The organism is Lignipirellula cremea, assembly GCF_056501455.1.
The window spans coordinates 1,762,968-1,788,675 of record NZ_CM151415.1; the positions used below are offsets into that span (position 1 = coordinate 1,762,968).

26 protein-coding genes and 1 tRNA gene are annotated in these 25,708 nt (G+C 65.0%); 17 read left to right on the forward strand and 10 right to left on the reverse strand.

Annotated features, from left to right (window positions below; translation table 11 throughout):
* Window positions 1-119 precede the first annotated feature (119 nt).
* A tRNA-Ser gene (locus SH602x_RS06835) sits at window positions 120-201 on the reverse strand.
* Between the two features lie 648 nt (window positions 202-849).
* Here SH602x_RS06835 and SH602x_RS06840 point away from each other — a divergent pair.
* A complete protein-coding gene (locus SH602x_RS06840; protein WP_479476074.1) occupies window positions 850-1,188 on the forward strand; it encodes a hypothetical protein in 339 nt (112 codons plus the stop codon).
* Window positions 1,189-1,203: 15 nt separating this feature from the next.
* On the opposite strand, the gene SH602x_RS06845 is transcribed toward SH602x_RS06840, so the two are convergent.
* A complete protein-coding gene (locus tag SH602x_RS06845; RefSeq protein ID WP_479476075.1) occupies window positions 1,204-1,854 on the reverse strand; it encodes a hypothetical protein in 651 nt (216 codons plus the stop codon).
* 362 nt (window positions 1,855-2,216) lie between these two features.
* On the opposite strand from SH602x_RS06845, the gene SH602x_RS06850 reads away from it, so the two are divergent.
* From SH602x_RS06850 to SH602x_RS06880, 7 genes are all read left to right on the forward strand, one after another.
* Window positions 2,217-2,489 carry a Trm112 family protein gene (locus tag SH602x_RS06850; RefSeq protein WP_479476076.1) on the forward strand — a complete coding sequence of 91 codons (273 nt, stop codon included), beginning with the start codon at window positions 2,217-2,219 and terminating at the stop codon, window positions 2,487-2,489.
* A 57-nt stretch (window positions 2,490-2,546) separates the two neighbouring features.
* Entirely contained in the window at window positions 2,547-2,891 is a 345-nt protein-coding gene (locus SH602x_RS06855; RefSeq protein WP_479476077.1) for a histidine triad nucleotide-binding protein, read from the forward strand.
* Between the two features lie 250 nt (window positions 2,892-3,141).
* Entirely contained in the window at window positions 3,142-4,683 is a 1,542-nt protein-coding gene (locus tag SH602x_RS06860) for a sensor histidine kinase (RefSeq protein ID WP_479476078.1), read from the forward strand.
* 48 nt (window positions 4,684-4,731) lie between these two features.
* Window positions 4,732-5,139: a response regulator gene (locus tag SH602x_RS06865; protein ID WP_479476079.1), complete on the forward strand. Its 408-nt coding sequence runs from the start codon at window positions 4,732-4,734 to the stop codon at window positions 5,137-5,139.
* Window positions 5,140-5,180: 41 nt separating this feature from the next.
* Complete coding sequence (locus SH602x_RS06870; RefSeq protein WP_479469214.1) at window positions 5,181-5,510, forward strand: STAS domain-containing protein; 330 nt, start codon at window positions 5,181-5,183, stop codon at window positions 5,508-5,510.
* 60 nt (window positions 5,511-5,570) lie between these two features.
* Window positions 5,571-7,307, forward strand: a complete 1,737-nt coding sequence (locus SH602x_RS06875; protein WP_479476080.1) for a GspE/PulE family protein — start codon at window positions 5,571-5,573, stop codon at window positions 7,305-7,307.
* Window positions 7,308-7,354: 47 nt separating this feature from the next.
* A complete protein-coding gene (locus tag SH602x_RS06880; protein ID WP_479476081.1) occupies window positions 7,355-8,563 on the forward strand; it encodes a type II secretion system F family protein in 1,209 nt (402 codons plus the stop codon).
* 13 nt (window positions 8,564-8,576) lie between these two features.
* Here the strand turns inward: SH602x_RS06880 and SH602x_RS06885 are convergent, their stop codons facing one another.
* On the reverse strand, window positions 8,577-9,617 hold the full coding sequence (locus tag SH602x_RS06885; protein ID WP_479476082.1) for a DUF3592 domain-containing protein: 1,041 nt from the start codon (window positions 9,615-9,617) through the stop codon (window positions 8,577-8,579).
* A 22-nt stretch (window positions 9,618-9,639) separates the two neighbouring features.
* Window positions 9,640-10,641: a rhomboid family intramembrane serine protease gene (locus tag SH602x_RS06890; RefSeq protein WP_479476083.1), complete on the reverse strand. Its 1,002-nt coding sequence runs from the start codon at window positions 10,639-10,641 to the stop codon at window positions 9,640-9,642.
* 228 nt (window positions 10,642-10,869) lie between these two features.
* Between SH602x_RS06890 and SH602x_RS06895 the strand changes: the two genes are divergently transcribed.
* A complete protein-coding gene (locus tag SH602x_RS06895) occupies window positions 10,870-11,727 on the forward strand; it encodes a ParA family protein (protein WP_479476084.1) in 858 nt (285 codons plus the stop codon).
* Between the two features lie 770 nt (window positions 11,728-12,497).
* Window positions 12,498-14,060: a BBP7 family outer membrane beta-barrel protein gene (locus SH602x_RS06900; protein WP_479476085.1), complete on the forward strand. Its 1,563-nt coding sequence runs from the start codon at window positions 12,498-12,500 to the stop codon at window positions 14,058-14,060.
* Window positions 14,061-14,301: 241 nt separating this feature from the next.
* Here SH602x_RS06900 and SH602x_RS06905 read toward each other — a convergent pair whose 3' ends face one another.
* On the reverse strand, window positions 14,302-14,520 hold the full coding sequence (locus tag SH602x_RS06905) for an FmdB family zinc ribbon protein (protein WP_479476086.1): 219 nt from the start codon (window positions 14,518-14,520) through the stop codon (window positions 14,302-14,304).
* Between the two features lie 118 nt (window positions 14,521-14,638).
* On the opposite strand from SH602x_RS06905, the gene SH602x_RS06910 reads away from it, so the two are divergent.
* The 3 genes from SH602x_RS06910 to SH602x_RS06920 all read left to right on the forward strand — a co-directional run bounded on the left by SH602x_RS06910 (window position 14,639) and on the right by SH602x_RS06920 (window position 16,975).
* Window positions 14,639-15,316 carry an NAD(P)H-hydrate epimerase gene (locus tag SH602x_RS06910; RefSeq protein ID WP_479476087.1) on the forward strand — a complete coding sequence of 226 codons (678 nt, stop codon included), beginning with the start codon at window positions 14,639-14,641 and terminating at the stop codon, window positions 15,314-15,316.
* Complete coding sequence (locus tag SH602x_RS06915) at window positions 15,313-16,338, forward strand: UvrB/UvrC motif-containing protein (RefSeq protein ID WP_479476088.1); 1,026 nt, start codon at window positions 15,313-15,315, stop codon at window positions 16,336-16,338. The genes SH602x_RS06910 and SH602x_RS06915 overlap by 4 nt, the downstream gene beginning before the upstream one ends.
* A gap of 310 nt (window positions 16,339-16,648) precedes the next feature.
* Window positions 16,649-16,975, forward strand: coding sequence for a carbon storage regulator (locus SH602x_RS06920; RefSeq protein WP_479476089.1), 327 nt, complete (start codon window positions 16,649-16,651; stop codon window positions 16,973-16,975).
* A 240-nt stretch (window positions 16,976-17,215) separates the two neighbouring features.
* Here SH602x_RS06920 and SH602x_RS06925 read toward each other — a convergent pair whose 3' ends face one another.
* From SH602x_RS06925 to SH602x_RS06945, 5 genes are all read right to left on the reverse strand, one after another.
* Window positions 17,216-17,887 carry a carboxymuconolactone decarboxylase family protein gene (locus tag SH602x_RS06925; RefSeq protein ID WP_479476090.1) on the reverse strand — a complete coding sequence of 224 codons (672 nt, stop codon included), beginning with the start codon at window positions 17,885-17,887 and terminating at the stop codon, window positions 17,216-17,218.
* A 103-nt stretch (window positions 17,888-17,990) separates the two neighbouring features.
* The gene (gene accD / locus SH602x_RS06930) at window positions 17,991-18,887 is read right to left on the reverse strand and encodes an acetyl-CoA carboxylase, carboxyltransferase subunit beta (RefSeq protein WP_479476091.1); all 897 of its coding nucleotides are present in this window, start codon (window positions 18,885-18,887) and stop codon (window positions 17,991-17,993) included.
* A 274-nt stretch (window positions 18,888-19,161) separates the two neighbouring features.
* Complete coding sequence (locus SH602x_RS06935; protein WP_479469256.1) at window positions 19,162-19,737, reverse strand: histidine phosphatase family protein; 576 nt, start codon at window positions 19,735-19,737, stop codon at window positions 19,162-19,164.
* 13 nt (window positions 19,738-19,750) lie between these two features.
* Entirely contained in the window at window positions 19,751-20,446 is a 696-nt protein-coding gene (locus SH602x_RS06940; RefSeq protein WP_479476092.1) for a ribulose-phosphate 3-epimerase, read from the reverse strand.
* Between the two features lie 428 nt (window positions 20,447-20,874).
* Window positions 20,875-22,740: a UbiD family decarboxylase gene (locus SH602x_RS06945; RefSeq protein ID WP_479476093.1), complete on the reverse strand. Its 1,866-nt coding sequence runs from the start codon at window positions 22,738-22,740 to the stop codon at window positions 20,875-20,877.
* A 330-nt stretch (window positions 22,741-23,070) separates the two neighbouring features.
* Here SH602x_RS06945 and SH602x_RS06950 point away from each other — a divergent pair, with 330 nt between their 5' ends.
* Genes SH602x_RS06950 through SH602x_RS06965 form a run of 4 tightly spaced genes read left to right on the forward strand, consistent with a single transcriptional unit; the run spans window position 23,071 to window position 25,698 of the window.
* Window positions 23,071-23,724, forward strand: coding sequence for a leucine-rich repeat domain-containing protein (locus SH602x_RS06950; protein ID WP_479476094.1), 654 nt, complete (start codon window positions 23,071-23,073; stop codon window positions 23,722-23,724).
* The gene (locus tag SH602x_RS06955) at window positions 23,721-24,350 is read left to right on the forward strand and encodes a hypothetical protein (RefSeq protein WP_479476095.1); all 630 of its coding nucleotides are present in this window, start codon (window positions 23,721-23,723) and stop codon (window positions 24,348-24,350) included. The genes SH602x_RS06950 and SH602x_RS06955 overlap by 4 nt, the downstream gene beginning before the upstream one ends.
* Before the next feature lie 13 nt (window positions 24,351-24,363).
* Entirely contained in the window at window positions 24,364-25,053 is a 690-nt protein-coding gene (locus SH602x_RS06960) for a hypothetical protein (RefSeq protein WP_479476096.1), read from the forward strand.
* Between the two features lie 33 nt (window positions 25,054-25,086).
* Entirely contained in the window at window positions 25,087-25,698 is a 612-nt protein-coding gene (locus tag SH602x_RS06965; RefSeq protein WP_479476097.1) for a hypothetical protein, read from the forward strand.
* The last annotated feature ends 10 nt before the right edge of the window (window positions 25,699-25,708 follow it).

The window sequence follows — 25,708 nt, forward strand, 5'->3', positions numbered from 1 at the left end:
GAGGGCCGACGTCCCGGAGAGCAACCGGGACAAAAGCGGGACAACTCGGCTCGCCCCCGAAGGGGCCGCGCCGGAAGTCCTTCAGCAGAAGCCCGTTACGACGAGCTTCGTTTCGTTAGCGGAGGGCAAGGGACTCGAACCCTCAACCGGTTACCCGGCAACTGATTTCGAATCAGTCTCCTAGCCATTCGGATACCCTCCGGACGCCCGCGCTCGAATCGCTCCGAGCGCTCGCGAAATCATAAGTCAGGAGCGTCCGAACCGACAAGGCGTTCGCCTGATTTTTCCGCCGCGTCGCGAGGAGGGATACGACGACGGAAGCGCTTTCCTGTTCCGAACTTACCCGTTCTTGCGGACAGATCGGAGCGAGGTCAGACAAAGGTTCGGCCTTCCGCCGATTGCGAAACGGTCGAGGCGCACGCAGCGCCGGAGCAACTACGGAACCTGCGAATCGCCCAGATCCCGTTGCGCCGACGGCGCCGAAAGCGCGAAAAGAGCCGTGCGGGCTGGCTTTGCCGGTCGCGGAAGCTGCTCGATTTCCGTAAGGGATTCGATCCGCAGCCGACCGATCCTGTTTCTTACCGCGTGCTGCCTCCGCGTCGCATCGGGGAAGTTCGAGCGTACTCGAAGAAGCGAGCGCTCGTCCGTTCCTCCGAAGTATCCGATTTCCGCGTCGCTCGTCCGCCGGCCTCAGCGCCATGTCGAGCCGTCGAATCCGATCCTGCGCGGCGCCCTGCGCGAGCTGACTTCTGCGTCACGCCATCGCGGCGTTTTGCAGCAGCCTGCAACGGCTTGTCGCCCTATCCCGCCTGCCGGTCCGTTTCACCCGCCCAGGGGCAACGATTGTCCATGTCGAAGAAAGACACGTTTCGCGTTGTCGTCACCGTCGGCGAAGGCAACCTGATTTTGAAGGACTTCACGTCCGTCGATCCGCTGCTGCGCTTGTACGAGCAAATCGGCATCGACGATTGCAGCACGGACCTCAACCTGCGCGGGATGCCGGTCTTCCGCGGACTGGTCGGACCGATGCCGGAAGGAAAGACGACGGTGCGCTACGAGACGCCCGAGGTCTTCGAGCGGCTGACCAAGGAGTGGAGCCAGGCCAAGCCCAAGCGCCGTCGTCGCCGCACGGCGAAGCCGGAAGGGCTGGAGAACGCCCCGGTAGAGACGCCCGCGGTTCAGGCGTAAGCGTTCGCGCAGTCCTCAGCGCAGTCCGCCGGGGGCGCCGAGGCCGCCCGTCGGAAGGTCGCCGTCGATCTGTTGCAGTCCGCCCCATTGCGGGGTCGGGCCGACGGTCCCGGCCGTCCAGGGCGTAGGCGACGGGACCGGTTGCAGCGGCGTGACCCAGGGATTCGCGCCGAACGGCGAACTCGGGAACGCGCTCGACCCTCCGACGGGAAAAGGTCCCGCGGGCGGGAGCGGCGCCGGACTTTGTCCCGGCACGGCGCCTGGCGGAATCGTCGTGCTCGGGATGGTCGTGTTCGGCGCGGAGGCGACGCGGGGAGAGTCGGCGCCGGCGATGACGTTCGCGCCTGGGATCGGCTGCACGGGCGCGGATCGGGCGAGCGCTTTCGCGCCCGGCTCGAACGCCAGCATCCGGACCTCCTTCTGTACCGTTCGCGTCTCCGGCACGATGCGGGAAGTCGTGACCGGGGTGCGGACCTTCTCCTCCACCAGTTTCCATTCGACGGTCGGCACGTTCACCAGCCAGGGCGCGGTACCCGTCACCGGATGGGGCGCCGCGGGCAACTGCATCGACGTTATCTGTTTCGGCACGGCGACCCATCGCCGGACGGGCGTTTCGACCATCTCGGTCGACCACTCCTGGCGATAGACGGTTTCCTGCGTCTGCACGGTACGGACCGTCGACGTCGGCAGCCGATCGTCTTGCAGGTCCGTGAGATACGCCGCCGGCTGTGCGGTCGCGACGAGCGGCGACGAAATGATCAGCAGACAGAGAACGGCGTCGAGCCGAACAGACCGACATCGGACCAGAGTCCGCCCGATCGCCCGGAGCGATCTCAGTGACGTTAAGTTGACGGTCGAGGGCATCGCGAACGAACGCAGCGGGCGGCAGAAAGGGCACGGTCCGCCTGATCGTTTCGTCCGTCGCATCCCTATTCTTGAGCGAAGTCCGACGGTTTCTTACGATCGGGCTCCTGTCAGGCTCCTCGAACGCCCTGCGACCCACCGTGCCTTCACCCTGCGGAGCGGCGATGATTTCCGACGCATTTCTGCGACTGCTCCAATGTCCCGAGACGCGGACGCCCCTGACGAACGCTGACGAAGCGCTCGTGACCAGCCTGCGCGAGCGGATTCGCGAAGGATCGATTCAGTACGCTGACGGGGCGAAGCCGGAGAGCGAACTGGCCGAACGACTCGGCGGGGCGCTCGTGAACGAGGGGCGAACGCTCGCCTACGCCGTCGTGGACAACATCCCCAATCTGATCCGGGAAGAAGCGCTGCCGATCGAGCCGCCGGCCGGCTGAGTCCGAATCGGTCGGCGCCTGGGGACCGAAGCAAGCAAGTAAAGCGAAGGGGTCGACGTGGCAGGGAAGACGATATTTCAGCGGATCATCGACCGCGAGATCCCCGCACAGATCCTGTTCGAGGACGATCGGTCCCTCGCCTTCCGGGACGTCAGCCCGCAGGCGCCGACCCATATCCTGGTCATTCCGAAGAAGCCGATCGTGAGTTTGGCATCCGCCGAAGCGTCGGACGCCGAACTATTGGGCCACCTGCTGAACGTGGTCCGCCTCGTCGCCGCCCAGGAGGGACTCGACAGCGGATACCGCGTCGTCCTCAACAGCGGACCGGACGGCGGCCAGTCGGTGGATCACCTACACTTCCACCTGCTCGGCGGGCGAAGCCTCGCCTGGCCGCCCGGCTGAGTCGAACGCGTCGCGCGCTGCCCGACAAGTCCTACCTTTACCCGATCGGCGCGAACTCGCCGCGGCAGAGGTAGCGGTCGTGCGGGTCGTGACGAAGCTGACGGCGACGGGAGCGTTCTGCGCGTCCGAATCGCGATTCTCCGCTGGGGGGATGCGCGCAATTCCATGGAGGGGCGGACCAGGATTTAGACGGCGCTGAGGAGTGACCTAGGGTTAACCAGCGTGAACCCTCAGGCGCTTTGCAGTTCCGATGTCCGTCTTCGCTCCGAACCGACTTACGACGCTGACGCAGGCTGCCGCACCGGCAGTTCCTGACGAGCGGATCGTTCGCGCGCCCCGGGCCGTTCACTGGACCTGGAACGAACGGGTCGTGGCTCTGGCCTTTCTCGGCGTCGGCGCCGCGACCGGAGCGGTCGTCTACCGCGCCCTGACGGTCGAGCCCCCCCCGCTCTGGCAACTGATCGCGCTAGGAGGCGGGTGGGTCGTCGTCTCGGCCATGTCGCTCATCGTGTCCGTGAGCAGTCGCTTACGGGCGGGCCGACTTCTCGTCCAGGCGAACGAGGCGCTGGAGCGCTTCATTCGCGATCCGCATGAGGCCAATTGCGACCTGCTGCGGCAGTGGCGCCCCGACGAACCGGCGTGGCGGATGCACTTCGACCGCCTCGCCGACGCGCTCGACGCCTCGCAGCGACAACTTCTCGACGGCGAACGCCGCGCTACGGGTCAAAACGTGCGCGTGCATCAACTGGAAGAAGAAGTCGAGGAGTTCCGCGAGTTCCTGCAACGCCTCGACACGCCGCTCGCGGCGATCGACGCTTACGGCGAAGTCCGTTTCGCGAACGAAGCCTTCCGCGCGACGCTGCTGCCGACCGGGGATGCCGGACATACGCCGCGACTCGAATCGATCGCCAGCCCCGCGCTGATGCAGTTCCTCGCGGAGATCCTGCAGCATCACCGCGTGCAACATCGCACCCGCGAACTGCTCGTTCAGGGACCCGACGGCTCCGAACGCTGGTATCGCGTCTCCTGCCAGCGCCTGCGCGAGCGCAGCCCGGGCGGCGATTCGATCCTGCTGGTCGCCCTCGCCAGCATCGACGAGCAGAAGTCCGTTCATCGCCGCAACGCGGAGTTCGTCTCGAACGTCGCGCACGAAATGAAGACGCCGCTCGCCGGGATCAAGGCGTACGTCGAACTCCTCGGGGACGGCGACCTCGATATCGAGACGCGCGACAGCTTCCTGGAAACGATCGACGTCCAGACCGATCGCCTGAGGCGGCTGATCGACAACCTGCTCAATATGGCTCGCATCGAAGCGGGCGTCGTCCACGTCGCGAAGGAGCCGATCTCGCTCAACGCCTGCCTGGAAGAGGCCGTGCGGATCGTACGGCCCTCGGCGACGGCGAAGCGGATCGACTTCAAGATCGAACGGACCAGTCTCTACGTCAATCTCTACGCCGACCGCGACCTGCTGATGCAGGCCGCGCTGAACCTGCTATCGAACGCCGTGAAGTACACGCCCGACGGCGGCACCGTCACGCTCCGCAGCATGGGCGCCGAGGGCGAGGCGATCTTCGAAGTGATCGACACGGGCGTCGGTCTCGACGAGGTCGATCGCGAACGCGTGTTCGAGAAGTTCTACCGCGTTCGCAAAGACTCTCACATGGCGCCGGGCACCGGGCTGGGCCTCGCGCTGGTGAAGTTGATCGTCGAAGACGTACATGGCGGACGCCTGACCGTCGACAGCGAACTCGGCAAGGGGAGCGCCTTCCGCGCGACCTTCCGCACCGCCTGATCCTCCCTTCCGACTGATACGACCGAACATCCGCGCAGGGACTGACAGATGAGCGCCAGAATCGTGGTTTGCGACGACTCGCCGGTGATCCTCAAGCCGATCGAGTTCAAGCTCAAGGGAGCGGGCTACGAAGTCTTCGCCGCCGACGACGGCGAACAGGGCTGGGATTTCGTATCGCGCTATAGCCCCGACCTGGTCATCACCGATCTGCAGATGCCGCGGATGGACGGGCTCGACCTGACGCGACGCATCCGCGAGTCGGCGGAGCATGGCGACCTGCCGATCATGCTGCTCACCGCCAAGGGATTCGAACTCGATTGCGATCCGCGTTTCCAGCCGCGCGATTTCTCCGCGATCATCCGCAAGCCGTTCAGCCCGCGCGAAGTGCTCGCCGTCGTCGAGTCGACGCTCGCGGCGCGCATTCGCGCCCTGAGCGATACCGTTTCGCTGACGTAGAGTTGGCGTGATCGAGTTCCCGAGCCGACAGCGAGACGACGATGCAACTATCGACTGAGGTCTTCGGGGAAGTCGCCGTCGCGCATGCGCCGCAGGAGATCGGCGAAGCGCACGTCGACGCGCTGAAGCTGGCGTTTCAGGCGGTTCCCCGCGCGTCGATCGTGCTCGACCTGGAAGGGACCGAACTGCTCGACAGCGCCGGCCTGGAATTGCTCCTCGATCTGCAGGACGCCCTCCGCGATCGGGGCGGCGAACTGAAACTCGCCACCAGCAATCACGTCAACCGCAAGATTCTCGAGGTCACGCGACTCGATCGCGAGTTCGAGGTCTTCGACGCCGTCATCGACGCCGTCAAAAGTTTCCACCGCTAGTCCGCACGCTCGCACGCCGCGATTCCTCGCGCATCGCCTGCCCTCCCGCCTGGTCCTACCGTGTCCGTCATCGCCGCCACCCTGCCCCGCGTAGGCGACCTGCTCGTCTCGAAGGGCTATTGCTCCGGAGAAGATCTCGGGCACGCGCTGAAGGTCCAGAAGGACTCGCAGAACCAGCGGCTGCTCGGCGAGATCCTGGTCGATCTCGAAATCTGCACCGAAGAGCAGGTGATGGAGTGCCTGGCGATGAGCCACGGCATTCCCTACGCCAAGCTCGATCCCCGGCTGCACGATCCGCAGACGATCGACCTGCTGCCGCGCGAGATGATCGAGCGCGACCTGACGTTTCCGCTGTTCTGCGTTCGCAACACGCTGACGATCGCCGTGTGCGAACCGTCGAACCCGTTCCTCGTCGACGAGCTGCGAATCCGCTCGGGCAAGGAAGTGCAGATCGTCGCTTCGTCCGCCCGAGATATCCGGCGGATGATCACGACGCTGCCGGATTCGAACGCGTTCGTCATCGACGACATCATCGAGTCGGACGAACAGACCGAAGTCGCGCTCATCGAAGAGGCGACCGAGGATCTGGGCGACGTCGAAGACCTCGCGGGCAAGTCCCCGGTCATCCGACTGGTCAACTACATCATCTCGATGGCCGTCAAGGAAGGCGCCAGCGACGTCCACGTCGAACCGGGCGAGAAGTCGCTGCGGATCCGGCATCGCATCGACGGTCGGCTCTACCGCGCGCTGGAGGTGCCGCTGCACCTGCTGCCTGCCGTGTCGAGCCGCATCAAGATCATGGCCGGCATGGACATCAGCGAGCGCCGTCTGCCGCAGGACGGTCGCGTCAACGTCCTGCTCAACAAGCGGAAGGTCGATCTTCGCGTCAGCTCGTTCCCGGGCGCCCGCGGCGAGAAGACCGTCATCCGCGTCCTCGATACGCGGAGCGTCTCGCTCAACCTGCACGACCTGGGCTTCACCGAGCAGACGCTGACGAAGTTCCAGCGTCAGATCCACGCCCCGAACGGCATCGCCCTCGTCACCGGCCCCACGGGCAGCGGCAAGTCGACCACGTTGTACGCCGCGCTCAACGAGATCGCGACGATGCACAACAACGTCTGCACCGTCGAAGATCCGATCGAATACAACCTCCCCCTGATCAACCAGTTTCAGGTGCAGGAGAAGATCGGCATGACGTTCCCGAAGGCCCTGCGCACGCTGCTGCGTCAGGACCCGGACGTCATCATGGTCGGCGAAATCCGCGACGAGGAAACCGCCCGCACCGCGGTTCAGGCGGCGCTGACGGGGCATCTGGTGCTCTCGACGCTGCACACGAATGACGCGACGAGCGCGCTGACGCGACTGATGAACATGGGCATCGAGCCATATCTCATCAGCGCCGCGCTGAATATGGCGCTGGCCCAGCGGCTGGTCCGCCGGATCTGTCCGCGATGCAAAGGCGAATACGAGCCGCCGCGCGGGGTGAAGAAGACGCTCGAGACGCTGAAGATCAACCTCGACAAGCTGCACCGCGGCGCCGGCTGCCGGCAGTGTCGCAACACGGGGCATTCAGGACGGCTGGCAGTACACGAACTGTTCGTCATCAACGACGAAGTCCGCGACGCCGTGGTCCGCGGCGCGTCGATGATCGAAATCCGCAAGATGGCGATCGAAGCCGGAATGACGACGCTGTTGCAGGACGGATTCAAGAAGGTGGCCGAAGGGTTGACCACCGTCGAAGAGACGCTGCAACTCAGCGGCGAGTTCTTCGGCCTCTCCGACGACCCCGCCCGCTAAGCCGCCGATCGCGAGCGCTCGCTCGCCTGGTAAGAGACGACCGCGTCATGACCGTAAGCTCGAACTGGTGGGAACAGGCCGTCGCCGACGCCGGGATGCGGCGTACGGACGATCGCGCCTACGCCGCGGCGATGTCGCCAGGCGCGAAGGACGACTACTCGCTCGGTCGCGACGACGAAACTCCCGGCAGCGCGCCGAGCGACGATCCCGGGCTCTTTCCCCGGCGGGTCAAGAAGCGCGAGATCCTCGATCTCACGACGCAGCTTTCGCTGATGCTCGACACGGGGATCACGCTTTCGCACGCGCTCGAAGGGATCGCAGTGCAGTGCGAGAACCCGACGCTGCGGAAGATCCTCCACGAACTGAAGAACGTCGTACAGGGCGGCGATTCGTTCTCGGCAGGTCTCGCCAAGTTTCCCAAGCAGTTTCCCCCCACGTACATCGCCCTCGTTCAGTCCAGCGAACAAACCGGTACGCTGCCGGAGACGTTGCAACGACTGGCCGAATCGATGGGGCGGCAGATGGACCACGCGGCGAAGCTCAAGGCGGCGCTCGCGTACCCGGTCATCATGTCGGGACTCGCCTTCGGGGAGACGCTCTTCCTGCTGACGTATGTCCTGCCGCAGTTCAAGCCGCTGTTCGAACGCCGCGGTGACAAGCTTCCGATGGTGACGCGGATCCTGTCGGCGATGTCCGATTCGCTGATCAACTACTGGTGGGCGTGGCTGCTGGGCATCGTCGCGAGCGTCATTCTGTTCCTGTGGTGGCGCAAGACGCCGCACGGAACGCGGTCGCTCGCGTGGCTCGCGATCAACGGCCCCTTGTGGGGACCGATCTGCCGGAAGACCGTACTCAGTCGCTCGATCTCGACGCTCGGCACGATGCTGGCGAGCGGCTGTTCGATGCTCGACGCGCTCCGCATGACGAGCCAGGTCTCCGGCAACGCGCTCTTCGCCGAGGCATGGCTCGCGACGCTCGATCAGATCACGGGCGGCTCGTCCATGCAGCGGGCCATGCGGCGGGAGAAGCTCTTCCCTTCGACGCTGGTGCAGATGGTCGACGCGGGCGAAGAGACCGGCAAGCTGGACTCCGTGCTGCTCCGCGTCAGTCACGAATATGACAAGGACGTCGAACAGCAGCTCAAGGCGATCTCCTCCATCCTCGAGCCGCTCCTGATCACGGGGATGGGCATCGTCATCGGCGTCATCGCCATGGCCCTGATGCTCCCCATCTTCAGCCTGTCGCGCCCGAACTGAGCCAGCGATACGCTCAGTCGTACTCCTTCCCGAGCGACGTCTTCAACTCGTCGGGGCGATCGGTCGCACGCAGTAGCGCGCTCGCGATCGAGACCAGGAGTTGCAGCACGAGATAGGCGCCGACGATCCCGATGCCCCAGGGCATGAACTCGACGAACGCTGCGTCGTTCACGCGGGCGGGGCCCATCGGCTCGTCAGGAGCGCCCGCGAGATAGCGGACGTCGACCTTATCTCCGACGGCTCGCGTCATGTAGACGTCGGCCACGCCGAAGACGGTCTGATATTCCTTGCCGTCGACCTGATACGCGACGGTGATCTCGTCGGGAAAGGGATCGGGCGGCGGCGGCTGGACGGCCACGACTTCGCCTTCCGCGATCGGAGCCGCGGTCCATTTCCGCTGGTACTCGATGGCCATCCACACGACCCAGCCCAGCGAGACGACCATCGCGAGCGTCAAAAGCTGCTGCAACCGGTTGGGCGGCCGCTTCGGCGCCGAAGCTTCGTTCGTCAGACTCTCGAAGAGATCCGGCTTCGCCATCAGCGTCCGTTGAGCCGGCGTCAGCGGTCCGGCGCCATGTCGCGGTACGTCCGAGGGCGACCGCAGCCGCACGCAGAGGATCTCTCCCTGAAAGAGCTCGATTCCCAGGCCGAGCCGCGGGATCCAGAGCGTCCCGTCACTGATCAGTTCCTCGTCCGTCGGCTGTTCAACCGGGGCAGAATCGAGGTCTTCCTCGTCTTCAGGCTCGGGCGTCCAGAGCGTCTCCGCGTCGCTCACGCCGAGCCGGTCGACGACCTCGTGCAGGCGCGCGCCGATGACCGCATGGCCGGCCAGGAGCAGCCGCTCGCTCTCGGCCGAGATCTCGCATAGCCGCTGCGACTTGTCGAACTTCAGTTCGACTTCGAGATCGTCGACGATCAACAGATCGCCGTCGTCGGCTGCCGATTCGCTATGCACGCCGCGCTCCGCCAGCCGTCGGAGCACGTCTTCTCGAGCGGAGCCGAGTCGCAAATCGCCGAGGCCCTGACCAGGTTCGATCGCCCAGGGGTTCTGCATCGGTAAACGCCGTCTCCGGCCCCTACGCCGCCCGCGACTTCTTGTAGAGATAGGTCGCGATCGCGGCGAGCGCGCCGGCCGCGAGGCCTCCGCCGTGGGCCCACGTCCCGACGTTGGCGACCGAATCGCCGAACATCCGATCGTTGCCGGGCATCGACGTCAGGATATGCCAGCCGATGATCAGGAAGACGGCGAGTATCGACAGACGATAGCCGGCGTCCGGTTCTAGGATGGTCTTGAGCCAGACATACCCGAAGCACCCGTAGACGACGCCCGACATGCCGCCGAAGCCGATCCCCTCGTTCATGCTCGAGGGAGAGAGCGCCTGCGCGAGATTCCCGGCCAGGGCGAAGAACAGTACCAGCCCCACGTAGCGCAGAGGTCGTACGCGATCTTCGATCTGGCCGCCCAACTGGTAGAGCCAGAGCATGTTGAAGAGGATGTGCGCAATGCTGAAGTGGAAGAAGATCGGGGTGATCAGCCGCCAGACCTGTCCCTTCAGGATCTGCCCGAAGAGAAGTTCCGGCGGGACGCTTTCCGCCGGTGCGCCTTCGAGCAACGCCGCCGCCTGATACCTCGCGACGTCCGCCTCCGACCAGAACTGGCCCCACTGCCATGCCCAGTTGGTCGGGTCGGGATTGCTCGCCCCGATCAACACCGTGCAGACGATCGATGCGCCGATCAATGCCCAGGTAACGGTCAGTCGCCGCGAGGGAGGACCGCCGACCGACGTCCAGATATCCTTCCCCGTCACGACCCGGGCGCGGCGCTGCGCCCGCTCGGCCTGCTCCGACTTCGCGAGTTCCCGCGATTGCTTCTCCGCCGCGAGATACTTCGAGGCGGCGGGATCCTCGCGGAACTTCTCCATCTCCCCGCGAGCGCGCTCGACCGCATCCTCTTCGCGGACCCAGATCTGACGACCTGCCGCGGCGGCTTCTTCCGAAGACTCGATGCCGACGGTGTGCAGGTACGCGACGAAGCGTCGCGCCTGGGCCGTATCAGGAAGCGTTCCGATGAGTCGCATGCGGTCGGCGGCGCAAGTTCGGGCGGGAAAATCGAGGCGCCGCGGAAGCGGTTCCGGCGGCGACGCTTGCCCGTTTTAGTCCATTTCGCCGCAATCGGAAACGGCGCCGAGCCGCCGGCCGCAGGACCGTCCCGCGAACGCGGCGGCTTTTTCGCCCTTGCAGCGCCGGCGACGTTCTCGGTATCTACCGCCGCAAGGGTTTCCGAGTCCGACTGAAGGGTAAGAGCCATGCGCACGATCGCGGTTATCAATCAGAAGGGCGGCGTCGGGAAAACGACCACCGCCGTGAATCTGAGCGCGGCTTTGGCTCGACAGGGGAAAAAGGTCTGCATCATCGACCTCGACCCGCAGGCGCACGCCTCGCTGCACCTGGGCGTCACCGTCGGATCGAGCGAGAAGAGCGTCTACTCGGTGTTGACCGAAGAGACGCCGCTCTCCGAGGTTCGGCTTCAGGTGGGCGAGAATCTCTGGCTCGTCCCGGCTCACATCGATCTGGCCGCGGCGGAGATGGAACTCTCCGGCGAAGTCGGTCGGGAGATCATCCTTCGCGATCAGATGCAGGAAGACCTGTCCCGCCCGGACACGCCTGCGTTCGACTTCGTGATCATGGACTGCCCCCCCTCGCTGGGCGTGCTGACGCTGAACGCGCTGACCACGGCCCGCGAAGTCTTCCTGCCGCTGCAGCCCCACTTCCTGGCGCTGCACGGTCTGTCGAAGCTGCTCCGTACGATCCAGATGGTCGCCCGGCGACTGAACAAGCACCTTCGTCTGACCGGGGTCGTCCTCTGCATGTACGAGTCGGGGACGCGACTCGCCGCGGAAGTCAGCAGCGACGTCGAAGAATTCTTCACCGCCCAGAAGACGCCCGACAGCGTCTGGTCGGAGGCGCGCTGCTTCACGACGACGATCCGCCGGAACGTGCGGTTGGCCGAGGCGCCGAGCTTCGGACAGTCGATCTTCGAGTACTCGCCGTCGTCGAACGGCGCCGAAGATTACGCCCGGCTGGCCGTCGAACTCGTCGAGTCCGATCCCGCGGCCGCGAAGTCGCCGGTCGCGACCGCCGCAGCGGTCGTTCGCGCCGCGTAAGCGACGATTCGCAAAGCTGGCGAACCGACGTCAACTGTCGTACCCAGGTGTGCCATGCCCACGTCGCGATAGCAGCGTGGGCATGTTCCGTTCAACCGGCCTCCGACAAGCCCGACCGTCACGCCGGTGACCGCCTCCTCAGGCCGTGCGGATCGTTCCGACGCGTCCGGATTTAACGACGGCGGGAACGTTTCCTTGCGAGAAGTCGCTGCGGCCTCGCTTGACCGCGCCCTCGCAACTTTCGTTTGACTCGCGTGCGCCGCGTGCTATGTTGCGCCGCGCTGAAGCTCTCCTGCGACGCGCCGCTCGCCGTCGCTTCTCGCCCGCTTGCTGCGGTGCGGTAGTCCCTTTCGTAACGTTCGCGCCGATCGTTCGTGCTGCGCCCCGCCGCTTTCCGGGGGCCGGACATGCACGCGATGCGGGTTAATCCTGCGGCGCCGATTCGCTCTTCGAACTTGAGCGAAAAACCCTTGCGCGTCCTGAGTTCGGCGACGAAACCGAGCCTTCGCTCGTCGATCACTTAGGTGCCGCACGGATCGGCTCTGGGGACGACGGCAGACGCCGTTCGACCCTCGGCACGAGGAACGGATTCCCTCGAACGGGTTCGCACGCATTCGCGAGCGATCCCTACTTCGCCAAACCATGCTCGCGATCGGACCCGTCGCCTTCGACGGGCCGTGCCGAGCTTTTTCCGACAACGTCACCCCTGCCGTGGGCGCGTCACGCCGACACGTCGGGAACGGAGTCTTGCGTTCGAAAGGAGTTCGTACATGAAGACGTTCCTCTGGCGCGGCGTGTTCGCCTCGCTCATCGCTGCGGGAGCCGTTCCCGCTGCGGCACAACAGGGCAGCTACGGTTCGATGCTGCCGATGGCGAGCGCTCCCCAGCGCAGCGCCGCAACTCAGTACGGCGGCCACCCGCAGTACCTCGCGGCGCAGAACCAGGATCAGCTCATTCCGCCGGCGGAACCGCTCCCCGGTACGCAGGGCGTCGTGGGTACCGGCGCGATGCCTGCCGGCAACGGTCGCAGCGTGATGGAGCCGACCCCGGCCCGCAGCCCGAGCGACCTGGCCACGCCCGACTACTCGCGATTTCCTGCGCCTCCGGCCGGCGGCCAGGGGGGATACACGAGCGCCGGCGCCGACTGCTACGGTTCCGGAGCGAGCGCCGGATACGGGGCGGGCGGCGGCTACGCGTCCGGCAGCGGCTACGGCCAAGGCACCTTCGTCGACTCCAGCTCCGGATCCGGCTGGGGCGACGACGTCTACTGCGAACCCGCCTGCGGCCCGACGGTCTTCGCCGGCGCTTACGCGCTGATGCTGACCCGCGACCGCGCGAATCCGACCTGGCTCTCGTACCAGACGGACAACATCGCCAACCAGATGATGAAGACCGAAGACGCGTCGTTCGGATACGGCGGCGGCTTCGAAGTCTTCGCCGGCATCTGCTGCGGCGGCGGCTGGGCGATCGAAGGTCGTTACTGGGGCTGGTATCCCGGCATGGCCGAAGCGAACGCCTACGATCCGAGCGGCGTCCTCGCGGACGGCTCCGACCTCGGCGTCGTGATCCCGAACCTCGATATGCTCAACTACGACGACGGCGGCGGACCCTCCAGCGTCGACAGCTACTACCAGAACGCCGCTCGCCATCGCATCCGGATGGAGAACCAGCTGCACAACGTCGAGCTGAACCTGTTCAACTCGCCGATCTCGGGAGGCGGCTGCGACGCGGGCTGCTACGGCGCCGGCTACGCCTACGGCGGTTGCCAGGCTCCCACGGTCGCGATGAACATCCTCGGCGGAGCCCGGTATATCCGCTTCGACGAAGACTTCCTCTTCTCGACGGATCCGACGAACGGAACCTTCAACGGGGCCGCTGACGAGGTCAACTACCACATCGAGACTCAAAACAACCTGATCGGCTTGCAGATCGGCGGCAACGCGTCGTGGTTCGCGACGCAACGCTTCAGCGTCAACACTGGCGCCAAGGTCGGTCTGTTCGCCAACCAGATGAACTCCAACCAGTCGATCTACGGGTCCAACGGTTTCGCCACCGTCGGCGCCGTCGGTCCCTGGGCAGGCCAGGCCTACAACGTCTCGTCCAGCGACACCCGCATCAGCATGCTGGGCGAACTCGACATGGGCGCCTCGTACCAGGTCTGCAGCTGGATGAAGGTGACCGGCGGTTACCGCGTCGTCGCGGTCTCCGGCGTCGCTCTGACGGAGAACCAGATCCCGACCTACTTCGCCGGACTGGATGACGTCTCGGAGATCGACTCGAACGGCGACCTGCTCCTGCACGGCGCCTACGCCGGCGTCGAGTTCTGCTGGTAAGCGCTCGACGGCTGGTTACGAAGCAAGACCCTCGCGTGACGGAAACGGAAGGACCCGCAGGACGCCCTGCGGGTCTTTTCGTTTTTATGCGATGAGCTCGGGTCACGTTCTGTTCGCGGGCCGCGCCTCCCGCTTCGAAAGAAAGTCGAGAGTAGAAAGTAGACCGAGGAGAGCGGTCCGGCGCCCGTTCTCCACTTTCCGCTTTCTTCGCTCTCCTCTCTGCGATCAGCGAAGCTAATCGCTAGCCCATGCATCCGCGGGCGCAGGCCGACCGACCGCACGCTCCCGCGTCAGATTCTCCGACGCCGGCGCTATGGCTGCCCGACGGCGCCGCCGTCACGCTCAGGAGCTGCGACAGGTTCGCGCTTTCGCACTTCGGGCAGCGCGGGTGCTCGGCGCCGCGCACCAGGGCTTCGAACGTTTCGCCGCAGGCGCGGCAGGCGTACTCGTACAGGGGCATCGGCGGCGTCCTCAGAAATCCCAGGCCGATCGGACAGGATCGACTCGCGGTAGACTTGTCGCTGCGTTCGAACCAAAGCTTCGATCGAGCTCTTCGCACATTTTACGCGGACGATGCCATGCGCGAACTAACGCTCCCCTGCGAAAGAATTCGCGAGGCGGATCGGCTGGCCGTCGAGCGCTTCGCGATGCCCAGCCTGCTGCTGATGGAGAACGCCGCGCGGAACGCGGCGAACGTGCTGGAATCGTTCGGCGTTCCGGAACGCGTCGTCGTCTGCTGCGGACGGGGGGCCAACGGAGGCGACGGCTTCTGCATGGCGCGGCATCTGCAAAGAATGGGGAGCGAGACGTCGATCCTGCTCGCCGCCGACGAAGCGACCGTCCAGGGCGACGCGGCGATCAACCTCGCCATCGCGAAAGCCGCGGGAATTTCCGTTCTGGACGGGCGATCGGAAAGCGAACTGTCTCGTCTCGACCGACTCGCGAATTCTGACTGGATCGTCGATGCGCTGCTGGGAACCGGAACGAAGGGTTCGCCCCGCGCGCCCTACGACGCGATGATCCGCCGGATGAACGCTTCCTCCGCGAAGCGCCTGGCGGTCGATCTTCCCAGCGGTCTCGACGCGGACCTCGGCGTACCGGGAAACCCGACAATCCGGGCCGACGTCACGGTGACCTTCTTCGCGAAGAAACTCGGATTCGACCGTGATGAGGCGCTTGCCGTGCTCGGTCGACTGTTCGTCGTGGACATCGGCGAACCCGCTGCGCTTCGGGCGCTCTTCGAAGACGAAGGTTGAAGCGCCTCGCGGACGATGGCGCTACCCTCAGGATCGTCGTGACGCGAAGCCCTTCGCACGCATCGAAAGGAGTCGAGCCGGACGAAGCGTTCGGCTCCTGCTTCGAAACTCGACTCGCTTCTATAATGAAAACGCCGCGGAACACCGACGCGAACAGCGGAACGTCTCGGAGTCGTTTCGAACTCGACGAGAAAACGTTCATGAAAGAGCCCAACCACATCGACCGCATCCTGAGGAAGTGGTCCTACGACCCGGACAAGGTTCGCGTGCGCCTCGTGCGCGGCGACGACGGTCGGCAGGTCATTCAGATGCGCGTCGACCTCGGTCTGCTTCAACTCGAAACAACGGGTCGTCCCGACGGCCAGTCGTTCGAGGGGAAGCGCTCGTTCCTGGAATTCCTGCGTCACAAGTACGGCGAACTGCCGCCGGACTTGGAAGCCGAATCGCGTATCGACGAATTCGACGCCTCGCCCGTTCTTTCGGACGACGAAGCGGCGGACGTCGAAGCGATGGACGAGGACGAATGCGCCGAGACCGATCGCGAATTCATGCAGTTCTATCATCGACGGATCTGCTGGCTGCAGCTCCGCCAGTACGACAAGGCGGTGCGTGACGCCGACCATACGCTCGAACTGATGGACTTCTGCCGGGAGCATTCGCCCGACGAGCAGTGGACGCTGTCGCACGAACAGTACCGACCGTTCGTGCTCTACCAGCGGACGCAGGCCGCGGCGATGGCCCACCTCGAACAGGGCGAGCAGGGCGCCGAGGCGGCGATCATGCGGATCAACGAAGGTCTCGATTCCGTGCGAGACTTCTTCGAAGACTTCGACGTGGCCGAGCAGTACGACGAGAACGAGTTCGTCCAGCGGCTCACCGCACTTCGGGAAGAGCTGCGTCAGGAGTATAGCCTGGGGATGACCCTCCAGGAGCAGCTCGACCAGGCGGTGGCGTCGGAGGATTACGAACTCGCCGCCCAGCTTCGCGACGAAATCGCGAAGCGCCGGGAGTTTTCAGCCTGACGCATCGAAGCGACTTAGGCTATCTCTGCCAAGGCGTCACGCCCGGTACGGACGTTCTTTCAAAAGAATTGTCAAAGTTGCCGGGCGGAGGGGCCGAACAACCGCGGAAACTGAATCAAGCCTCGCGTCGCAGGACGCGGGGCTTTTTTCGTAAGCCTCTGTTCTGAAGGCAGTTGAATCGCATTCCGATGGCCTCGGCACGCCTGAGTCGGGGCTTGCTCAAGCGCTTTGGCACGGCCTTCGCATTTAAGTCTCTCCGTCGAAGTGAACGCCTCACGGATGTCGAAGCAGCCGACCAAAGGAGTGACTCATGCTCGTCCTGACTCGCAAAGCCCAGGAAGAGATTCTGATCGGGGACTCGATTCGGATTTCGATCGTTCGCATCAAGGGAAACACGGTTCGCCTGGGGATCGAGGCGCCGCGAGACGTTCGCGTCGTGCGAGCCGAGCTGCCTCCTCATGAGGGCGACGGCGCCGGCGTCGATCGCACGGAAATCTTCTTCACCGACGAGTCGGGAGAAGCGGGCGACGATGACGGGAGCGGCGAAGTCGAGCGCGCTCCGCGTTCGCAGGCGATGAAGAACCCCCGCGTTCAGGCCGTCCTGCGATCGATGATCGCGGGCAGCCGCCCCGCCTGAGAAATCATTCCCGAAAAATCTTCCGCCGCGAACGAACCGTCCGACCGCTTCTGCGTAAAGAGATGTGCGAGACGCCTGCACGCCTCGCACGATCCGATCTCCTGAAGACCGATTCGATCCCTCTCCGACGACGCGCGGCTCGCCGCCCCGAGCTTCGCGTTCCTTGCGAAAAAGACCGGTCGCTTCCGTAATCGCCGACGGAGGCGCCCGGTCTTTTTTCGTGTCGCGATCGCGCATGCATCAACCGTGCTTGCCGATCGTCCACCCGCTGCCGGCCAGGTGTTTTTCGGCCAGCGCCTTCGGTTCGCTTTCCAACTGCGTCGCGAACGTTTCGTTCCAGCGATTCAGAAAGCCGAAGAGCGCGATGACGGCCCCGAGTTCGACGATCTGTTCGTCCGTGAAATGCTGTTTGAGTTCGGCGAAGCTTTCGGGGGTCACCGCGTTCGGCGAACTCCCGGCAGCGATCGCGAACCTCAACGCGGCCTTCTCCGCCGGATCGAAGTGATCGCTCGATTCGAAATCCCACAAAGCTTCCACCTTGTCGGCCGGGACGCCCTGCAGCAGCGCTTCGCCGACGGTGTGCGCCTGACAGTATCGACACCCTGCGGCGGAGCTGGTCGCGTGAGCGACCAGACTCTTGAGCGACAGCGGAATCGACGGTTTCGCGCGCATTTTGCGAAGCGTCCAAAGGGCGTTTCGCACCGCCAGGCGAAGCCCCAGCCAGAGCGACGCGTCCGAACGTTCGCCCAACACGTTCGCGACCAGCAGCGTAAAGCTCGAAAGGATCGCTGGTTGCCGCGCCATCGTCCGCGTCGAATTGGGAACGTATCCCAAATGCCTTCGCATCATGCGAAAGACCAGCTCGCACTTGCCGGCCTCGACGTCCGAAAGGGGAGGCAGAGGCGCGGGCATGCGAAAGCGCTCCTTCTCGCGGGCTGCCGACGCGTTTCGCCGAACGACGCCGACGCCCGCTGCTGGTTCGATACGAGGCGCCCAGGCGGTCAGTCGAACCGCGTCACTTGCCGCAGTAGTCGATCGTGCGGGCGATCTCGGTCTTCAGCTTCGACCGATCGACGATGCGATCGATGAAGCCGTGCTGCAGCAGGAACTCGCTCGTCTGGAAGCCGGCAGGAAGTTCGATCCGGATCGTCGCCTTGATCGTGCGCGGACCTGCGAAGCCGATCAGCGCCTTCGGTTCGGCGAAAACGACGTCGCCCAGCGAGGCGAAGCTGGCCGCGACGCCGCCCATCGTCGGATTGGTGAGCACCGAGATGAACAGGCCGCCCGCCGAGTCGTAACGGGCGAGCGCAGCAGAGACCTTCGCCATCTGCATCAGCGACAGAATGCCCTCGTGCATCCGGGCGCCGCCGCCCGAACCGCTGACGACGATCAGCGGCAGTTCGGCCTTCGTCGCGTGCTCGATCAGACGCGTCAGCCGCTCGCCGACGACGGAGCCCATGCTCCCCATGATGAAGGCGCTGTCGGTCACGCCGAACGCGACGCGACGGGCGCGGATCATCCCGGTGCCGGTCAGAATCGCGTCACGCAGGCCGGTGTGACGCTGCGCTTCGACGATCTTCTCGACGTAGGTCTTGTTGTCCTTGAACGTGAATTCGAGGGGATCGCCGCTCGTCAGGTCGGCGTCGAGTTCCTCGAACGTCCCTTCGTCCAGGACCTGCTCGATGCGATCCCGGGCCGACAGGTAGAAGTGGTAGCTGCAGTTGTCGCAGACCCACAGCCGGCGGTGGAGTTCCTTCCGGAAGTGGGCCGTGTTGCAGTCCGGGCACCGGGTCCAGAGTCCTTCCGGAATGCTGCGACGGGAACGCTTGGCGATGCCGCCGTCGGCGCCCGTTCCGGGGCCGCTTTCGGCAGGAAGCTTCGCGCCGGCATCGGCGACCGTTTCGGGCGGCATATCAGGCTCCACAGGCCGAGCGTCTCGCGTGAAAGCGGACAGGGGCGAAGCGAAGGCGGCGACCGGCGTCATCCCCGGCCGAGAGCCGCAACGACGGGAAACGGTCCCGTTCGCCCCGTCAGACGATTCGGTCTACGGTATCCGCGACGGTTTTTCCGTGCAAGCCGAAGGAAGCGATCTAAGGCGAGCGGAGGGCGTCAGCCCTCCGTGTCTGAGCTGATCGATACTTCGAAAAGCACGGAGGGCTCACACCCTCCGCTCGCCTGGATCCTGCTTACACCCGGAACAACTCGGGCGAGATTTCGACGACCTCGAAGCGGCAGGCGTCGCATTCGGAGTTCCACAGATCGCGGAACGCTTTTCCTTCGAGGTAGCTGCGGACGATCGTCGCGAGCGGGTCCGAGGCGACGATCGCGACGTTCCCCGCATGGCGCTTCCGGACGACCTTGTTGATTCCGTCACGCACGCGCAGCAGCGCGTCGTCGACGGTCTCGCCGCCGGGGGCGCAGACGAGTTCCGGGTGTTCCTGCCCCAGCTTGTAGAGCGACGGGAACATCTGCCGGACCTCTTCGACGAGCTTCCCTTCCCACAGGCCCTGATCGAGATTCATCAGGGTCTGGAGGCAGACGGGCTTCAACTTTCGCGGCGTTGCGAGAGCCTTCCCGGTCTGTTTGGAGCTTTCGCCCGGGCCGGTGTAGATGGCGTCCAGCCGCTCGTTCGCCAGTTCGGCGACGACGCGATCGACCTGCTCCTGACCCTCGGCGGTCAGGGGCATGTCCATGCTTCCCTTGATTCGGCGTTCCTGATCCCAGCTCGTCGAACCGGGACGGACCACGAAGATGCGTAGCATCGGAGTTTACAGCTTATGCAGTCTCGGATCGGGCGAGAGCGTTGAGCTCGGCCACGACCGTCGGATAGTGAGGATGTCGAAAAATGGCGGAGCCGACGACCAGCCCGCCCGCGCCCGCCTGGGCACAGCGACCGATCGTTTCGCGGTTGATTCCGCCATCCATTTCGATGAACAGCCGATCGCCGTATTTCGCGTGCAGCGCGCGTGTCTTCTCCAGAGCCGCGGCGTCGAAGGCCTGGCCTCCGAAGCCGGCGGGAACGCTCATCACGAGCGCGACGTCGCAGGCGGACCAGTAGGGCGCGTCGACGTCAGTCGGCGACGCCGGATTGATCGCAAGCCCGGCCCAGACGCCAAGCTCTTGGATGCCAGAGAGCACGTCCAAAGGATCAGAAATCGCTTCCCGATGGACGGTCACCACGTCGGCGCCCGCCTCGACGAAGCGTTTGGCCCAGCTCTGCGGCTCTTCGACCATCAGGTGGACGTCGAGCGGGAGCTGCGTGACGCGGCGGAAGGCCTCCACGATCGGCAGGCCGTACGTCATGTTCGGGACGAACCGTCCGTCCATGACGTCCAGATGCAGGCCCAGAACGCCCGCCTCTTCCAGCCGGGCGACCTCGCCTTTGAGGTCGGAGAAGTCGCACAACAGCAACGACGGCAGAATCAGGGGGGCCTGGCGCTGCCACGTAGCGTGAAACTGCGGACGCTGCATTTCCGTCGAAGGGAATTCCCGCAGGCGCGGTCCGCCGAAGTTCGGCAGTCCTGCGTGATCTGCGAGAGGTGATCAGCGAACCCCGGAGAGACGACCGGGCCGCCCATGGCAGTCCGGCATCCGGCGGTTCGCCGATTCGCGACGCACTGCCATTGTAGTTCGCGGTTCTCCTAAGGACGGAGAAGCGAACGCAGTGACCGGTGCGTCGGACTCGTTTCCCGGTACGGACGGCGTGCCGGGAAGTTCTTCCTTCGGCGTCGACGTCCTACTTGAGGAAAGTTGAAGGTAAGTGTGTATTTCCAGGGAAGAACCTCGTCAAGAGCCGCCGGTCGAACGGAAGACGCAAGAGAGTCCGCCCGATCGAGAAAGACGCGACTCAAACGAAGTCGCTTGAGCAGGTTGCGACCGATTAGGAAATTCCCTGGCTGCTAGAGCCACTTGGAAAGAATGCCGCCGCCGGCAGCGATGGCATCCACGCGACTCGATACGTCCAGGTCCTCGACCAGCGGCGGAGCCTGTCGCGGCTTGAGCCGCGCGTCGATCACGAGCGGTCCGGAACAGCCCCAATGCTTCCGCTCGGAAAAGCCGCCGACGCCCAGGACATCCTGGGAAGGCTGGCTCCGCGTGAAGACGGTCCAGAGCCAGTTGTTCAGCGTCGCGGCGGCGAAGCGGCTGTCATCGACGAGCGTGACCAGCGCGATGGAAGACCCCGCGGCGCTGAACGACGATGCCTCGCAGAACCGTCGCAGGTCGGGGTCGTACTCCTCGCCCCGATGGTCGTGGACAGGAGGGGCCTGCACCGCCAGAACGCCCGGCAGCGCCAGGCGCGGCTCGCTGAATCCGTCCGGCAGCCGTAAGTCAGAGGGGACTTCAGTCGCGAGCTCTCTCCGCACCGGTCCCCGCGCGGCGATGATCAGCTTGGAGCCTTCGTTGACCGCGTCGCCGGTATAGTCGAGCGTGTCGATCGTGGTCCGCGTCTGGAAGTGCAGATCGCGAGACCAGTCGACGCGGGCGAGCAGATGTCGAAAGAAGCGCCCGATGTCGTGCAGGTCCAGTTCGGGGTCGTCGAAGCCGTTCACGATGAACAAATACTTCGCCAGCGACATCTGACCCTGACCCAGGATGGCGTTCGCCTGGGTGAGCAGTTCCGCCGGGCGGTTCGACGACCGATAGGGCACGTACCGCTCGCTTCCGATCGCGAGCAGCAGCGGATGGACGCCTGCCGCGTCGACGGCGTTCACCTCCTTCACGCCCGGGAGAACGGTCGGAATGATCGGGCCCGTCAGCTCGTGAATCAGTTGTCCGAACGTCGTATCTTCCTGGGGCGGTCGACCGACGACTGTGAAGGGCCAGATCGCGTCCTTCCGCGCGAAGACCTGCTCGACCCGCAGCACGGGATAAGGATGCTGCAGGCTGTAGTAGCCGAGGTGATCGCCGAAGGGCCCCTCCGGAAGTTCGCGATCCGGTTCGATCGTGCCGCAGATGCAGAAATCGGCGTCGGCGTAGAGCGCGGGCCTGCCGTCGCGTTCTCCGTCCACGACGCTCCCGTCGAGCAGCGGTATCCGATGACCCGCCAGCGCGCCGGCGAACGTCAGCTCCGACAGGCCCTCGGGCAACGGCATCACCGCCGCGAGCGTCATCGCGGGATGGCCGCCGACGAAGACGTTCACGCGAAGCGGCTTGCCCGCGCGCAGCGCCGCCTGATGATGGACGCCGATGCCGCGATGAATCTGGTAGTGCAGCCCGATCTCGCGGTCCTTCGCGTACTCGTTGCCGGCGAGCTGCACGCGGTACATGCCGAGGTTGCTCTTCCGCCAGCCGGGCGCATTCACGTCTTCCGTATAGACCTGCGGCAGCGTGATGAAGGGACCGCCGTCGAGGGGCCAACTCCGTAGCTGCGGCAGCTCGCTGAGTTTGATTCGCTCATGCAGGATCGGACCGCGACTGACTCGCCGCGGCTGCATGGCGAGCGCGGTGAAGGGCGCGCTCCAGTACCGCGTCGGCCGTCGGAAGAACGCCTGCGGATCGATCTTCAGTTCGATCGCCCGGCGGACGGATTCGTAGGTACCGCGGAAGACGTACCGCGCCCGATCGATCGTCCCGAACAGGTTCGCCAGCATCGGGAACCGGCAACCCTTCACGTTCGTGAACAGGACCGCCGGCGCCTGCGACAGGTAGAGCCGTCGCTGGATCTCGGCCAGTTCCAGATCGGGATCGACCGGCTCGTCGCAGACGAGCGCATGCCCCGCCCGACGAAGATCCTCCACGATCGATTTCAGACTCGGTCGACTCATACAGCGTTCGGTTTTCCTGGGGTGGCGCCGGTTGTCTCAACCGGCGCGGGCGCAGGCCGTCGGAGGCCTTGGCTCGCGCTCGGCGCCTGATCGTCGCGTGCTATCAGGAGTCGCCTCGATGGACAGCGGAACCTTTCGTTCCGAGGCGTTTCCGAGGCCTCCGATCCGCTTCGCGGACGCTGGTTGAGACAACCGGCGCCACCCAACTCAATGCCGCTTCGGCATCGTGCGACGACAGTCGCGATGCGGAATGGTAACCGCGAAGCGCGGCGAAACTTATCTGATACGCTGAAGCCTGCGACGACGAGTCCCCCTCCTCTGGAGCGAATCGTGCGAAGATCGGCGATCGTCGCGACCTCCCTGATGATCGTCTGCCTGGGCTGCAACGATGGTCAGGCAGAACTCGATCGGATGCGCGACGAGTGGATCGCCGACGAGAAGGCTCGCATCGACGCAGGCGAAAATCACGTCGCGTTCTATTCGAGCGTCAACACGAACGCGATGCTCGACGAGTTGTCCGGACACCCGAGAGTTCAGCGGATCAGCTTTCGGGAGACCCAGGATCTCGACGACAGCGGGTTCGAAGAACTCGCGAGATTCCCGAACCTGCGCGAGCTGACTTTCTCCTCCGAACCTTCTCTCGATTCGAGAACGATCGGTTTCGTCGCCGCTTGCAGCGGACTTGAGGAACTAACCGTCGACGTAACGAACCTCGACGGCGCCGGAGTGAAGACGATCGCGTCGATCGAATCGCTCAAAAGCCTGACCCTGCGTCCGAACGCCGTCGAGTCGTTCACGGACGAAGATGTCGCATCGCTTGCGGCTCTGGAGAATCTCGAATACCTGTACCTGGGAGGCGCGTCGCCCGAGGCGATCGAAGCGCTACGAGAGGCGCTTCCCGACTGCGAGATCGTCGACGCCGATGAATCGAATCGCACGACCGGAGAGAACAGGTTCTATGAACAGGAAGGCGTCAACCCATGAGCGATGCTTCGATCGCGGATGAGGCGAGGCGATCGCGCCTCGGCCTGCCGCTCGGCCTGCAGTTCTCGCTGGCGGAGTTGTTCGTCGTCGCGCTCTATCTCTGCGTCGCGGTTGCGGCGGCGAAAGCCGGCGGGCTGCTCGCCTGGCTGACGGCGGAAGCGACGCTTGTGCTCTTTTTCGCCTTCGTGGTCGCGGCGATCTTCGCCCGCGGCGTCGCACGGGCGTTCGCCGTCGGCTTCGTCATCGGCGCCACGGCGCACGGTCTCTGCCTGATCTACTTCGGCGAAAGCGAGTTCGATCCGGAAAAGGCGAAGCTTCCCTACTCGAAGATCGTCGGACCCTTATGGGCAGCTATGGAATCGACTTCGTTCATCTCGTATTCCACGGGCAAGGACGTAAGACCGGAGGACGTGCAGAGCGCGTGGCTGGATGGCCAACCGGGGGAGTTTTTCCTGATGCGGGACGGCACACAGGTCAAGCGCGTCGAACGACCGGCACGCGAGGACTTCATGCTGGTCGCGCACTCGCTCGGCGCCGCGGCGGCAGGTTACCTTCTGGGCAAGCTCGCAGCGCTTCTGTACCGGCGCCCTGAGCGGACGGAGCGCTCCGCCGCAGCCGCCTCCTGAGGAGTTTCGCTCGATGGAGACCGACCGACGCAATGAGACGCTTCGTGCGATTCGACGGCACGGCTTTCCGCTCGTCGTGCAGTTCTCGCTCTTCGAACTCCTCGCGATCCTGCTCTTCGCCGGCGTCGGCGCCGCGGCGCTGCGAGGCGGCGGAAACGTCGCCTTGATCCTCGTGCAGGCCGCGCTGTGGCTCTTCGTCGGCGTCGCCCTTCTGGCCCTGATCGCTCGCGGAGCCTGGCAGGCCTTCGCGATCGGCTTCGTGCTCGGCGTCGCGGGCTTTGGAATCCCGCCGCTCTACGTCGGCCAGTGCGAGCTCGACCCGTACGAGGCCAGGCTGCCGCTGTCGAAGGTTCTCAAGCCCGTGTGGGAAGCGCTCGCGGGAACCATTTACCGCGAGCCGCACACAGGCGAAGAATTCGAGGCGAGCGAAGTGACGCTGATGCAGGCAGACGGCACGGGGGACATCGCGCCCGCGTTCAGTCCCGCTGCTCAGAACATGGGCCCGTACGTTATGACGAGGTACGTGACCGCCGACGGTCGCGAGGTCGATCAGTACGAGAAGCCGCCCCGGCACGAGTTCATGCTCGTCGCGCACCTCCTGCTCGCCGTCGCGATCGGGTACGTCTTCGGCAAGTTAGCGACGGTCCTCTACTATCGACGCTCGATCCGACCGCACCAACCCGCAGCGAGCGAATCCTCCTGATTCGCCCGTTTCGCTCTCTCCCTGCGACGATTCATGGCGAAGCTTCCCTCGGGTCTGCAGTTCTCGCTCGTCGAGCTGTTCGCGCTGATCCTGGTCGCAGGGCTCGGCGCCGCCGCGCTGAAAACAGGCGGCGTCATGTTCGCCGTTCTATTGCAGTCGGCGTTCTGGCTGTTCGCAGGAGCCGCGGCGCTCGCGATCTTTTCGCGAGGGTCCGAGCGTGCGTTCGCGGTCGGCGCATTGATCGGCATGACGATCTACGTCGTCCCGGTTCTGTATGCGGGCGAGAGCGAGCTCGACCCGCACGAAACGAAGCTTCCGCTGACGCAACCGCTGCTCTCGCTGTTCGCCGCGATGAAGGCGGAGGCCTGGGTCTACGAACCTACCGGGGAGCGATTCAGCGTCTGGACGACCGAAGTGACGCAATCGACGGACCTTCTTGCTGGAGGTTTCTCGCAGACGCACACCATGCTGCCCGACGGGCGATTCGTGACGCTGATTGAGGATCCGCCGCGGTTAGAGTTCATGCTCTCCGCTCATTCCCTGCTGGCGATCGCCAGCGGGTACCTCTTCGGTAAGTTCGCGGCGGTCATCGATCGCCGGCGCCGCAGTTCTCGCGAAGAAGCTTCGACGGAACCTCAGCCGTAGCTTTGCGCTC